The sequence below is a fragment of the Aquiflexum lacus genome (genome assembly GCF_015476655.1).
Taxonomy (GTDB): domain Bacteria; phylum Bacteroidota; class Bacteroidia; order Cytophagales; family Cyclobacteriaceae; genus Aquiflexum; species Aquiflexum lacus.
Genome location: NZ_JABFHF010000012.1, coordinates 130,032 through 142,487, shown reverse-complemented (window position 1 = coordinate 142,487; position 12,456 = coordinate 130,032). Strand labels below are relative to the sequence as shown.

Below are 12,456 nucleotides of genomic sequence, written 5' to 3'. Positions count from 1 at the left end.
AATGTCTTATGCAGGATGGGCAGATCCTGACTTTTTCTTGTCAATATTTAGTTTTTTGGTAAGTATACATTGTTTTAAAATAAATTGTTTCCTACAAATACATAAGTGCTGAAAAAAAGGGTTGGTTTAAAATCGCTTGTATTTATCGGGCATTCATGATGATGGTTTCCAAAAAACCACCGACAAAATAAGCCACTGAAGCAGCGACAAAACCCAGGGCAAGCGTCTCTAATACACTCTTAAAAACGTTGGTTTGATTAACATAACTTTTGAGCCAACCGATGACAATAAATGCAACTCCTGTAAATAAACTAGTCCAAAAAAAGAGATCAATTACCGTTTCATTGAAAAAGTCATAGACATAAACCATCAAGGGAATAAAACCGATGAATATAAACGAAATCAATGTAGCCAATCCGATTTTGAAAGGGCTCTTGGTTTCTTTAATCATATTGAGTTCATCCTTCATCATTTCGTTCACCCATCTATCCCGGTCAGAAACGATCACATCCACCACTTTTTCCAATAGCTCACCTTCAAAACCTTTGGCAGTATATATTTCAACTATTTCCTGCCTCTCTTTTTCAGGGATGTTGTCTACTTCCCAATATTCTATATTTTTATGTTTATTGTAGTTTTCTTTTTCTGATTTTGAGGATAGGTAGGCGCCAACTGACATGGAAAATCCATCAGCCAAGAGATTGGCAAAGCCGAGAATGATGATGATGGAGGCATCCAAATTGGCTCCGACTGCCCCCGCAACGACAGCAAAAGTAGTCACCGCCCCATCGATACCTCCATAGACAAACTCTCGGAGGTAATTTTGGAGATTACCCAAAAACTTTATTTCCTGATGAATTTTTTGTTCCTGTCCCATTAGAGTATATCCAATAAAAATCTTTTCACATTTTCTCCCATGATAGCTCGTGTTTCATCTTCTGTAAATCCATCCCATAATTTCGCCTCAATAATAATAGGTAACCCTGTAATGTCAAATGGAACAGTAACACTGCCATCATAATCCGATCCCAAAGCCACATGTTTATCACCCACGAGATTTTTAACTTTTTTCATACTGGCAACGATTCCCTTGATTTCATCATCTCCTACCACCATGTCAAAAAATGCAATTCCAATAATCCTGCCTTTCTCCGCTAATTTTTTTATCTGTTCGTCGCTTAGATTTCTGGGAGAATTCACCACAGCCCTAATCCCGGTATGAGAAACCCTTACGGGCTTTTTGGGATCTTTGCCTTTTTCTATGATGGCAGGAGCAAATAAAGTGGCTAACCCATAAATCAATAAAAGTGAAATCAAAGGAATTAACAGTTTCTTCATAGGGAAGTTTGTTCAGCTATGAAGATAAGTAAAAATGAATTTGTTGTAATAGGCTTTTTTGAATAATTGATTTATCCCCTGAATTAACCCTCTTCCAATACTTCTTCCCCCGTTTTGGTGGGGATAAGGTTATCCAACTCCTCCATGGTAAAGAGTTTGGATCGGATCATAAACCTGATACCCATTGGGATTTCAATGGAGAAACTGCTGCCTCTTCCCGGAGTAACATCCAAGGTCAATTGGGTATGTTTCCAATATTCAAACTGATCTCCACTCATAAAAAAATCACAGCCGTATACTTTGCCCAACCAAATGTCATTTCCTCCGACTTTGAAATCACCTTTTTCAAAGCACATTGGGGAGCTGCCGTCACAGCAACCACCGCTTTGATGGAACATCAGATCAGTCCCAAAGCGCTTTCGCAAGGTGTCAATGACATCCATAGCGGCTTCAGTGATAAGGACTCGGGGGGTTTGTGGGTTGTTGTTAGACATGAGAGTTTTGGTTTAAGAAGCGAGAGACGAGATGATAGAGCCAAGAATCAAGAGCCAAGAATCAAGACTGGGTATGTGAATACGGGAGGCTGAGGTTTTAGAAATAGGAAATGAAAAGCGAGAAGAGAGAGCCTAGATACTAGAACCAAGAGCCAAGAAAAGCTCTGTGAATCGGGAAAGATACGATTCTTTAAATAGGAAAAGAGATGCGAGACCTGAGATTTATGATGCCAAGAGAGTTTCGGGAAACATAGACATAAGATTAAAAGAACCTCTTGATTCTTCAATCTTATGTCTTGTGTCTTGCGTCTCAAATCTACCTGCTAAAAGAACCCAAGCTTATTCTTGTTATAAGAAATCAGCATGTTCTTGGTTTGACGGTAATGGTTTAACATCATCAGATGGTTTTCCCTTCCGAAACCGGATTTCTTGTAGCCTCCGAAAGGAGCATGTGCCGGATAAGCATGATAGCAGTTGACCCAAACACGTCCTGCCTGAATGGCCCTTGGAATTTGGTATAGCTCATGGGCATCTCTGGACCACAAGCCTGCACCTAATCCGTACATGGTGTCATTGGCGATTTCAATGGCTTCCTCGGTAGTTTTGAAGGTTGTTACTGATGTGACAGGTCCAAAAATCTCTTCCTGGAACACTCTCATTTTGTTGTGCCCTTTAAAGATTGTTGGTTGGATATAGTAACCATTTTCCAATCCTGAATTCAAAAAGGCTTTGTCTCCACCGCATAATACCTCAGCACCTTCCTGCTTTCCGATATCCAAATAAGAAAGGATTTTCTCAAATTGGTCATTGGAAGCTTGTGCACCCATCATGGTATCTTCTGCCAATGGATGCCCCATATTGATGGCTTTGGTCCTTTCGATGACCTTTTCCATAAATACATCATAAATGTCTTCATGTACCAGGATTCTGGAAGGACATGTACAGACCTCTCCTTGATTTAAGGCAAACATCACTGCACCCTCCACACATTTGTCGAAAAATTCATCATCGGCATCTGCAATGGATTTCATAAAAATGTTTGGAGATTTTCCACCTAATTCCATGGTGACAGGGATAAGGTTTTCGGATGCATATTGCATAATCAGACGTCCTGTGGTAGTCTCACCTGTAAAGGCTACTTTGGCCACTCTGGTGGATGTGGCTAGCGGCTTACCTGCTTCAGGTCCAAATCCTGTGACCACGTTCAATACACCCGGAGGAAGGATATCACCGATCAGTTCCATCAGTACCATTATACTGGTAGGGGTCTGTTCTGCGGGCTTTACAATGGTACAACAGCCCGCTGCCAAAGCAGGGGCAATTTTCCAGGTAGCCATCAACAATGGGAAATTCCATGGGATAATTTGTCCAACTACGCCTAAAGGTTCATGTAATGCAATGCTTACAGTGTGTTCATCATGTTCTGAAATGGTGCTTTCATCTGCCCTGATGACACCTGCAAAATACCGGAAATGATCAACGACAAGTGGTAAATCAGCTGCTCTTGTTTCTCTAAGGGCTTTTCCATTATCGATCGTTTCTACTCTTGCAAGCATTTCAAGGTTTTCCTCGATGACATCTGCGATTTTGTTTAGCAAACGGCTTCTTTCTGCCGCAGAAGTTTTGGACCAAGTTGGAAATGCTTCATGAGCAGCATCCAAAGCCTTTTCGATATCAGCTTTATTTCCTCGTGCAGCTTGTGAAAAAACTTTCCCGTCAATTGGAGAGGTGTTGTCGAAATATTCTCCAGATGCAGGAGCTACCCATTTGCCACCTATAAAGTGGTCATACTTTTCTTTGATCCTAGGCCTCTCTACAGGCTTAGCTTGAGATAAGGTTAATGTTGTCATAATTTTTGATTATTTTGGATTTATTCAAATTTACCCAATAATTTTCTCATTTAATAGACCTATCTTATCATCTTATCCACTAAAAATGATAATTATGTTCCAAATATGATGGTTTAGTTTTTTAAGGTTTTTAGATTGGCCCAAAACTTTATATGAGTACCTCGTTATATTGTTATGAGATTTTCTAAAATAATGCATAATGATTACCTTTAACATATACCCAAAATAGACAAAATGCACAATAATTTTATACCTAGAGTGCCTTGGCGAAACGATAGGGATTTAAAAACCTTGGTTGAAAACAGGACCACCTACACCCTCAATGATTGTGAACTTAATATTTTTGAGACCCATGAAGTTGCGGAAAACATTAACCTGAGTTTTGGAGATCTTGTGCTGACTACCATGCTCAAGGGCAAAAAAGTCATGCACCTTTTTGATAAACCCGGATTTGATTATTTACCGGGTGAATCTGTGATTGTCCCTCCGAATGAAGTCATGAAAATTGATTTTCCCGAAGCCCAAATGGATAACCCTACCCAATGTATTGCTTTATCCATTTCTCCTGAAATGATCGAAAACACATTTAATCTGCTCAACGAAAGATTGCCTAATAGGGAATTGACCAAAGAGTGGGGGCTAGACCTGTCTTATTTTCATTTGATCAATACCCAAGACCTTTCGGAAATCATCAATAGGTTTATCAAAATAGGTGTAAAAGAACGGTCCAAAGAAAAGGACCTGATTGCATCATTTGCATTGAAAGAACTTTTGATTAGACTTACCCAGACCCAAGCGAGGGAAATGCTGGAAATGACCTATAAAACCCAAGCGGGTTCCAATAGATTGGCTTTTGTCGTCGATTTTATCAAAGACAATATTAGGGAAAATCTAAATCTTGAGGTTTTGAGTGAAAAAGCCAATATGAGTAAAGCACACTTTTCTCGAACTTTTAAAATTGAACTCGGGCTTTCTCCCATGGAGTTTGTACTCAATGAAAGGCTGAAACTTGCCAAGCAATATCTTCAATTGGGAGACTATCAAATTCAGGAAGTTTGTTTCATGTCAGGATTTAATAATTCGACCTATTTTATTCGTGCCTTTAAAAATGAATTTGGCGTAACACCAAAGGTTTTTCAGAATGTGAGGTAATTACAAAATATCCTTTGGAGGTTAAAAAATTGTTAAAAAATATTTTATGGTTTTTATGGTCTTTTGAATTGATTTTGATAAGTTTAGAAAATTTTGGTAGCTAAAAAACACAAAAAGTTTGAAAATTACCAAAGTTTATATGGCTGTAGTCAGTTGCAAATAAACCCTATTTAGGAGTCTTTTACAAAGACTCCTTTTTTTATGCTTTATATTTTAACCGGTTTTGTTAAAAATTACATAAAATGACTAAAAAGAGGTTAAATTTTAACCCTGTTTTTCAATTAATTGGTTTTTTGACTACAAATAGGACATTCTGAAATGTAATGTCGTTGTTTTGGCGTTTTGATAAGGAAATTTTGGTTTAATTTTAACATAGGGTTTACATGAAGCCTTATTTTTTTGATGTGGGTTATTTGAATCGGAGGATTTTTTTCTGAAATCATTTATTTTTCTTTAATCCAATAATCATTTATCATAAATTCGATCAAGGATTAAAAACGGGTCTATGGAATTCATTGATTACTACAAGATTTTAGAGATTGATAGGAATGCTTCGGCAGATGATATCAAAAAAGCCTACAGGAAGTTGGCACGGAAGTACCATCCTGACCTGAACCCCAACGACAAGGAGGCAGAAAATAAATTCAAGCAGGTCAATGAGGCCAATGAAGTGCTCAGTGATCCCGAAAAAAGAAAGAAATACGATCAGTACGGCCAAGATTGGAAACATGCAGAAGAGTTTGAAAGAGGAGGCCAACGCCAATCCAGGCCAAGAGGACAGCAAAGTAGCAGGGCATACTCGGGACATTTCACGGAGGAGGATTTTTCTGACTTTTTCAGTTCCATGTTTGGTGGGGCTGCTTCAGGTGGTTTTCAGAGTTCGGGTAGGGAAGGAGTAAAGTATAAAGGAGCAGATTATAAAGCCGAATTACATTTGAAACTTTCGGATGTATATAAAACCCACAAACAGACACTGACCGTAGGCGGCAAAAATATACGACTTACCATTCAGGCCGGAGTGGAAGACGGTCAAACCATCAAAATCAAGGGGTATGGGGGTGAAGGTATCAATGGGGGACCAAAAGGAGACCTTTTTATTTCATTTGTGATCAAGAATGATACTGATTTTGTGCGGGAGGGAAATGATTTACATGCTAAGGTCAGTATGGATCTTTACACGGCAGTATTGGGCGGTGAAATCACAGTGCCTACCATGGATGGCAAGGTAAAGCTTAAACTCAAACCGGGAACGCAAAACGGTACAAAAGTCAGGTTAAAAGGAAAGGGATTTCCGGTATATAAGGAGGAGGGCAAGTTTGGTGACTTATATGTCACCTATCAAGTGGAGATACCCAAAGCCCTTTCAGAAAAAGAAAAGGAATTATTCATGCAACTTGCCAACATCAGAAATCATGGAAACGACTAATTATATTTCAATCACTACGTTTTGCCAATACCATGGCATAGAAACAAATCTGCTTTTTTCTTTTCAGGAATTGGGGATGGTAGAAATTATGGAAGAGGAATCGGAATACTACTTGGAAGAGGAAAAGCTGAGTCAATTGGAAAGGATGATCCGCATTTACAAAGATCTTGGGCTAAGTCCTGAAGGGGTGGATGTGGTTGTTGGCCTTTTGGATAGGATTCAGGACTTGCAGGAGGAGAATAGAAGGTTGAAAGGGAAGTTGGGGAAATTGGGAGGATGAAATTGAAAATCCTTCAAATCCATGCCCAAAACCTGGATTTTCAACTAATTTTTTTATTTGAAATAAATCAACTAATTTGAAAGTATGTTTTAACCTGTTTGATATCATGAAAAATCTTTCTGTCCTTCTGATTCTCTTCATAATATTTACCTCAAGCTTAAATGCCCAGGATACCCGTTTTGGAATAAGATTGGGGCCGAGTTTTACCACTGTTGATAGGGAATTTATAGATAGGAATTCTTATATTGTAGGATACCATGCAGGAGGATATGTAAATATTAGGATTAGTGAGAATATGAGTGTTGAACCGGGGCTGCAATGGGCCACCAAAGGATCTCCAATTATTTTTTTTGGATCTCCAGGCAAAGTGAGATATAGAAATTCCTATTTGGATATTCCGCTTTTGCTGAAATTAGATGCTTCCAAATCAGTTTTTTTCCTGATAGGTGCCCAGCCTTCGTTTTTATTGAATTCTGCAATGATTATCCGTGTAGATGAGGGCAAAACTGTTGATAAAAGCAAATCCATTAAAGATTCATACAATGATTTTGATTTTGCCGGATTAATTGGTTTGGGATTTAATTTGGGGCTTGGGATAAATCTTCAACTGAATTACGAACACGGCTTGGCCAACATAAGGGCCGATGGAGGCTCTAATTACAATAGAGGATTCAAATTCTCTTTGGGTAAGACTTTTTAAGGGAAATAATTTTATGGTTATACGCATTATATTTGCCTTTCAATTTCTCTAATAAACTCCGCACCCTCTAGATACTCTTCGGCTGTTTGTAAATGCTCCATCATCAATGGCACCTCTGGAAATTTTCTCAGTTCAGCGAGGAAAACACGATAATCCATTGATCCAAGTCCCGGTCTTACTTCATTAAATTCGGGCATAAAAGTCCCTTGCTTTAGGATAAGGTCCTTGGCATGGATGCTTTTGATATTTGGACCCAACTTTTTGAAACATTCTTTGATCAGGTTTCCATTTCGAAAAAAGACTGCCGGGCTAACCATCATATTCACCGGATCAAGATGTACAGCAAAGGATTTCCGGTCTATGGCTTTGATCAGACGGAGGTAAGCATCGGGTGATTCAGGAAAAATCCAAGGCATAGCTTCCAAAGTGAAGAAAGTCCGTGAGGGCTTTACCTCGTCAATTATCTTCCTTGTGGTTACCACAATCATTTCAAAAGTTTCATCCGAAAAGTTCTCCGGGTGTGGTCCGGCCCAGTTTTCCATATCTCTAGACCCTGCTATGTTGACACAGCATTTGGCCCCGATCTTATCTGCAAGTTCCAGTGAAGCAGTGCATTTTTCAAATGCTTCTTTGGCCATTTTTGGGTCGGGACTAATGGGATTGGACCAGGCACCGACCTCTGCAATCAATATATCGGCAGCCTTTGCTGCTTTTTCATAGGACTTGATTTCTTCGGAGCTTGCATTTAAACCAACAGGACAATAGGCGGCACGGTACCCCAGTTTTTTGAGAGCCGAAACCCAACCTGCGGGAGAATCAAATTTTTCAAAAACAGGTCCTCCGAGTCTGAGTTTGCTCTCGGTATTGAAAGGAGTAGCTTCTAATGGAAAATTGGCCAGCAATCCCGAACCGAGCAGGGTCATTGAGGTGACTTTGGAAAATTTGCGCCTTTTCATAGTTTTGGGTTAAAATTCATATAATTGTTGCATATTAAAGACCATTCTTTTTCAAGTTTTCGAAAATTAATTTTAAATCAAACCTGTTTTAAAAATATACTATGATTTAATATATGAATTGGAGGTTTTTATATGTGTTTATTTTTTGCAGCGCGCTGTCTATTCTCGATGCAATGGCACAGGAAAAGGACACACTTTATCTCCGTAATGGGCAGATTATGGTGGGTAAACTGAACAGCATCAATTTGGGTATCATTGAATTTGATGACATGGATTTGTCTGTACAAAGAATCAGGTACCATAAAATCAAAACCATCAAAGCCAGTATGGCGACATATCGGATTCAGACTTTAGATGAATCTGTGTATTATGGGGTATTGAAACCTACTCAGGAGTATGGGCAGGTGATTGTGGATGATGGATTTGTGGAGAAACAATATCCCATAGTCAATATTTTCAATTTGGTCTCATTGGAGAAAAGATTTATCAAAAAGATCAAAGGAACCGTTGCCCTAGGGTATTCCTATACCAAATCAAGTGATATTGGAAGATCCAATGTGGATTGGAATTTAAGATTTACAGAACAGAAATTTCAACTCGATTTTACAGGTTCCTTTATTTTCACCAATAACCAAGGTGAAAGAACAAGGGACAGGGAGTCAGTCACCCTTGGCGCATTATACAATCTCAATTCCATCCTTGTTGCCGGTGTCGCACTGAATTATCAAAGAAACATTGAATTGGGTTTGGCCAGCAGGTTACAGCAGATGGCTGGATTTGGGCGAAGGTTCCTTTTCAAAAGCAACCTTCAAGGAACGTTGATTTCGGGAGCTGTTATCAACCAGGAAAGGAGTTTGGAAGGAAATACTACAGGTAATTTATATGAAATTCCCGCTCAGTTCAAGTTGGATTATTTCCACTTTTCAGCACCTAATCTTTCTTTTACTGTTTTTCCTAAATTCTTTTTTGGTGTGAACCAGAATGGAAGGCAAAGGTTTGATGGAGAAGCAAGGGTCAATTGGGAAGTCATCAATAATTTGGATTTAGGACTTCAGTTCTATTCCAATTATGACAATCAGGCTTTGGAAGGCAGCAACACAAACTTTGATTATGGTGTTGTATTTAATGTGGGGTATAAGTTTAAGTAGTTGGACAGGAGACGGAAGACGGGAGACAGAAGATAAAACCTTCCTATTCGGTACAGGGGATGAAAGATTTAACGGGCATTTAAGAAATTTACCATTTGTTCATCGATTTTGTTTTTTTTGACTTGGTTGCCTAGAATTATAATAAAGTTATGGTGCCTCACCTGTTATGTTCAGAGTATAAATATCCATTGCTGAGTTACTTCAATAAATTAGAAACCTTGTCAGTGTTTAAATTATTATTAAGTTTAAATTATGAAAAAAGAGCAGTCAACCGATTTTGCACCTTTGGTCAATCCTGAAGAGGAGGCTTTCTTTGCAGGGCCTCAGACCCGTTGGAAGGAATTCAAATTTGTGATCAAGGTAATGCTGGAATTTGTAAGGGGTTTCAGAATGCTGCATTTTGTGGGGCCTTGCGTAACTGTATTTGGTTCTGCCAGATTTGAGGAGGACGACAAGTTTTACCGGTTGGCGGTAAATGTCGGGGAAAGGGTCAGTAAAATGGGCTTTGCGGTCATGACAGGTGGAGGGCCGGGGATTATGGAAGCAGCAAATAGGGGAGCGAAGAATGTGGGTGGAAAATCAGTAGGTTGTAATATAATCCTACCGTTTGAACAGCATCCCAATCCCTATTTGGATAAATGGATGGACTTCAAATACTTTTTTGTAAGAAAAGTTTTGCTCTCAAAATATAGCTATGCCTTTGTGGTGATGCCCGGAGGATTTGGAACTTTGGATGAATTTTTCGAAGCGTTGACCCTGATACAGACCAATGTGATGCGGCGTTTTCCAGTAGTGTTGATGTGCAGTGATTTCCACGAACATCTATATGAATATATCCACCATCTGGCTGAATACGGCACGATCAATAAAGAAGATTTGGATCTTTTTCTTTTGACAGATTCTGTGGAGGAAATGGAAGAACACCTTAGAAAATATGCCATAGAGGGATATGGACTTAAAAGGAAAGTGCCTGTCGAACCTTCTGCTGTATTGGGAGAAAAATAAAAACCTAAGGAGATATCTAAGAAGGCTTAAGGTAATATTAAAGGGACTGGGTTTTATTTGGCAATGGAATCAAGAAATCCTAAAGACCTTTCCAATGCCAATTTCCCTGCATCATCAAGGGTGAACTGATATTCATGGCCCAAAGCTGGCTCAGTTAAAAGCGTATCTGATGACCCAAACAGACGGATATGGTGATAACTTAAAAGCAAGGAAAATGATTGCTACTAATGTGATCAAAATAATCAATATGCGTTTTAAAATCATCATGCTCTTTTTATTGAAATTTTCATTTCGTCAACGGCCAGAAATATAAAATAAGCGGTATTCCGATAAGGATAATTAAAATAGAAATAGGGAGTCCCATTTTGAAATAATCCCTGAAAGTATAGCCCCCGGGCCCCATTACCAAAGTATTGGATTGGTGTCCGATGGGAGTCATAAATGCTGCTGAGGCCGAAACAGCAATAGCCATCAAAAATGGGTCAGGTGATAGTTCCATCACGTGAGACATACTAAGTCCAATGGGTGCCATTATTACGACTGTAGCGGCATTATTGATGATATTCGAAAGCAGCATGGTGACTATAAACAGTAATGCTACTGTTGCTTCTGGAGGAAATGAATCGCTTAGTTGCAGAATTTTCCTTGCAATCAAGTCTGCCCCTCCACTACTTTCCATGGCATCCCCAATAGGCATCAGTGCACCAAGAAGAATAATAACCGGCCAATCGATACTACTGTAAACATCTTTCAGTTTGAGGGTTTTACTTAAGACCAAAGCCACTGCTGCAAGGGTAAAGCCTATGTGAACCGGCATCCAGTCCAGAATTACCATTCCAATGGACAATAAAAATATCAAAACCGGAATAATGATTTTTCTTGGTTTGCCAATGTCAAACCCCCTGTCGGCCAGAGGAAGACAGCCGATATCTTTAAGAGTCTCGGCTATTTTTTGGGTGTTTCCCTGCAATAGAAGTACATCTCCTGTTTTGAATGGTACATGGTCCAATCTCTTTTTGATTTTTTTATCTTGTCTTGATATGGCGAGCAGATTGATCCCATAGCGGTTTCTCATACTCAGACTTACTGCTGTTTGGTTGATAATACCCGAATCTGCCATGACAACTGCTTCCACATTGGAGATCTCTTCTCCGCCGATCAGATTTTCAAGGTCTTCTTTACCTGCAATCAGATTGGTATTACTCTTTTGGAGAAATTCCTGTAAATCTTCAGAATCCGCTTCAATGGAAATTATATCTCCTTTTTTTAATATCATACCCATATCAGGGGTATGCATCAGGTATTTGTTTCTGACTATATTCAAAACCTGCAGATCCCCATCAGAAATTTCAATCAGGTCCTGCAAAGGTTTCCCATTTAATTTGGACTCTTCATCAATGATTATTTCAGTGATGTAATCATTGATATTGAAAATATCAGGGTCTTTGTTGGATTTGATTCTTTTGGGAAGCAATTTCCAGCCTAAAAAAATTATAAAAATCAATCCGGATATACTTAATCCGATGCCCACAGGGGCAAAATCAAACATTGAAAAGGTATAGCCAACTTCATTTTTTCTGAAATTGGCAATAATGATATTCGGAGGTGTGCCTATGAGCGTAATCATACCTCCTAAGAGAGATGAAAAGGCAATTGGCATCAGGAAAGAGGAAGGAGAATGCCCACTTTTATTGGCAATATGAATGGCAACGGGCATAATGATGGCCAAGGCGCCGACATTGTTCATAAAAGCAGAGGCTATACAGACAATGATACAAAGCAGGGTAATCTGAAGTGTAAAGTTGTCTCCTGTTTTCAGGACTTTCTGTCCAAGTATCGCGATCAGTCCAGATTCCTGAAGTGCCCTGCTGACGATTAAAATAACAGCTACTGTGATGACCGCAGGATGGGCAAATCCCATAAATGCCTCTTCATAGGGGACAATATTGGTCAAAGTAAGGATCAGAAGACAGGCAATGGCGACAAGGTCATGTCTGAATTTTCCCCATGCAAAAAGAATTAAAGCAAATAAGAGAGTTCCAAATACTATGTATAAATCCATCCAGAGTTTTTTATCATCACCCACTTTTAATCAACCAATCTGGTA

General features: G+C 39.2%; 13 protein-coding genes. 6 read left to right on the top strand and 7 right to left on the bottom strand.

Going from position 1 to position 12,456, the window contains the following annotated elements:
* Positions 1–142 precede the first annotated feature (142 nt).
* From HMJ38_RS12715 to HMJ38_RS12700, 4 genes are all read right to left on the bottom strand, one after another.
* On the bottom strand, positions 143–877 hold the full coding sequence (locus tag HMJ38_RS12715; RefSeq protein WP_194974780.1) for a VIT1/CCC1 transporter family protein: 735 nt from the start codon (positions 875–877) through the stop codon (positions 143–145).
* The gene (locus HMJ38_RS12710; RefSeq protein WP_228780035.1) at positions 877–1,338 is read right to left on the bottom strand and encodes a membrane dipeptidase; all 462 of its coding nucleotides are present in this window, start codon (positions 1,336–1,338) and stop codon (positions 877–879) included. Before HMJ38_RS12710 ends, HMJ38_RS12715 begins: the two co-directional genes overlap by 1 nt.
* 83 nt (positions 1,339–1,421) lie before the next feature.
* A complete protein-coding gene (locus HMJ38_RS12705; protein WP_194974779.1) occupies positions 1,422–1,832 on the bottom strand; it encodes a DUF779 domain-containing protein in 411 nt (136 codons plus the stop codon).
* A 323-nt stretch (positions 1,833–2,155) separates the two neighbouring features.
* Positions 2,156–3,682, bottom strand: coding sequence for an aldehyde dehydrogenase family protein (locus HMJ38_RS12700; RefSeq protein ID WP_194974778.1), 1,527 nt, complete (start codon positions 3,680–3,682; stop codon positions 2,156–2,158).
* Between the two features lie 234 nt (positions 3,683–3,916).
* Here HMJ38_RS12700 and HMJ38_RS12695 point away from each other — a divergent pair, with 234 nt between their 5' ends.
* From HMJ38_RS12695 to HMJ38_RS12680, 4 genes are all read left to right on the top strand, one after another.
* Positions 3,917–4,834 carry an AraC family transcriptional regulator gene (locus HMJ38_RS12695; protein ID WP_194974777.1) on the top strand — a complete coding sequence of 306 codons (918 nt, stop codon included), beginning with the start codon at positions 3,917–3,919 and terminating at the stop codon, positions 4,832–4,834.
* 505 nt (positions 4,835–5,339) lie between these two features.
* The gene (locus HMJ38_RS12690) at positions 5,340–6,260 is read left to right on the top strand and encodes a DnaJ C-terminal domain-containing protein (protein WP_194974776.1); all 921 of its coding nucleotides are present in this window, start codon (positions 5,340–5,342) and stop codon (positions 6,258–6,260) included.
* Entirely contained in the window at positions 6,247–6,540 is a 294-nt protein-coding gene (locus HMJ38_RS12685; RefSeq protein ID WP_194974775.1) for a chaperone modulator CbpM, read from the top strand. Before HMJ38_RS12690 ends, HMJ38_RS12685 begins: the two co-directional genes overlap by 14 nt.
* Positions 6,541–6,646: 106 nt before the next feature.
* On the top strand, positions 6,647–7,240 hold the full coding sequence (locus HMJ38_RS12680) for a porin family protein (RefSeq protein WP_194974774.1): 594 nt from the start codon (positions 6,647–6,649) through the stop codon (positions 7,238–7,240).
* 26 nt (positions 7,241–7,266) lie between these two features.
* Here the strand turns inward: HMJ38_RS12680 and HMJ38_RS12675 are convergent, their stop codons facing one another.
* Positions 7,267–8,196 (bottom strand): sugar phosphate isomerase/epimerase family protein, encoded by a 930-nt coding sequence (locus tag HMJ38_RS12675; protein WP_228780034.1) that lies wholly within the window; start codon positions 8,194–8,196, stop codon positions 7,267–7,269.
* 113 nt (positions 8,197–8,309) lie between these two features.
* Here HMJ38_RS12675 and HMJ38_RS12670 point away from each other — a divergent pair, with 113 nt between their 5' ends.
* Both HMJ38_RS12670 and HMJ38_RS12665 read left to right on the top strand, forming a co-directional pair.
* Positions 8,310–9,344, top strand: a complete 1,035-nt coding sequence (locus HMJ38_RS12670) for a DUF481 domain-containing protein (RefSeq protein ID WP_194974773.1) — start codon at positions 8,310–8,312, stop codon at positions 9,342–9,344.
* 252 nt (positions 9,345–9,596) lie between these two features.
* Positions 9,597–10,349 carry an LOG family protein gene (locus HMJ38_RS12665; RefSeq protein ID WP_194974772.1) on the top strand — a complete coding sequence of 251 codons (753 nt, stop codon included), beginning with the start codon at positions 9,597–9,599 and terminating at the stop codon, positions 10,347–10,349.
* Positions 10,350–10,402: 53 nt separating this feature from the next.
* On the opposite strand, the gene HMJ38_RS12660 is transcribed toward HMJ38_RS12665, so the two are convergent.
* Together HMJ38_RS12660 and HMJ38_RS12655 are read right to left on the bottom strand one after the other, a co-directional pair.
* Complete coding sequence (locus HMJ38_RS12660; protein ID WP_194974771.1) at positions 10,403–10,558, bottom strand: hypothetical protein; 156 nt, start codon at positions 10,556–10,558, stop codon at positions 10,403–10,405.
* A gap of 77 nt (positions 10,559–10,635) precedes the next feature.
* A complete protein-coding gene (locus HMJ38_RS12655) occupies positions 10,636–12,411 on the bottom strand; it encodes an SLC13 family permease (protein ID WP_194974770.1) in 1,776 nt (591 codons plus the stop codon).
* Positions 12,412–12,456 lie beyond the last annotated feature (45 nt).

Bases quoted from the DNA above. Each gene is read 5' to 3' on its own strand.
- HMJ38_RS12685 (WP_194974775.1), top strand. From the start codon at position 6,247: ATGGAAACGACTAATTATATTTCAATCACTACGTTTTGCCAATACCAT.
- HMJ38_RS12695 (WP_194974777.1), top strand. From the start codon at position 3,917: ATGCACAATAATTTTATACCTAGAGTGCCTTGGCGAAACGATAGGGAT.
- HMJ38_RS12705 (WP_194974779.1), bottom strand. From the start codon at position 1,832: ATGTCTAACAACAACCCACAAACCCCCCGAGTCCTTATCACTGAAGCC.
- HMJ38_RS12670 (WP_194974773.1), top strand. From the start codon at position 8,310: ATGAATTGGAGGTTTTTATATGTGTTTATTTTTTGCAGCGCGCTGTCT.
- HMJ38_RS12710 (WP_228780035.1), bottom strand. From the start codon at position 1,338: ATGAAGAAACTGTTAATTCCTTTGATTTCACTTTTATTGATTTATGGG.
- HMJ38_RS12700 (WP_194974778.1), bottom strand. From the start codon at position 3,682: ATGACAACATTAACCTTATCTCAAGCTAAGCCTGTAGAGAGGCCTAGG.
- HMJ38_RS12680 (WP_194974774.1), top strand. From the start codon at position 6,647: ATGAAAAATCTTTCTGTCCTTCTGATTCTCTTCATAATATTTACCTCA.
- HMJ38_RS12690 (WP_194974776.1), top strand. From the start codon at position 5,340: ATGGAATTCATTGATTACTACAAGATTTTAGAGATTGATAGGAATGCT.
- HMJ38_RS12675 (WP_228780034.1), bottom strand. From the start codon at position 8,196: ATGAAAAGGCGCAAATTTTCCAAAGTCACCTCAATGACCCTGCTCGGT.
- HMJ38_RS12715 (WP_194974780.1), bottom strand. From the start codon at position 877: ATGGGACAGGAACAAAAAATTCATCAGGAAATAAAGTTTTTGGGTAAT.
- HMJ38_RS12655 (WP_194974770.1), bottom strand. From the start codon at position 12,411: ATGGATTTATACATAGTATTTGGAACTCTCTTATTTGCTTTAATTCTT.
- HMJ38_RS12665 (WP_194974772.1), top strand. From the start codon at position 9,597: ATGAAAAAAGAGCAGTCAACCGATTTTGCACCTTTGGTCAATCCTGAA.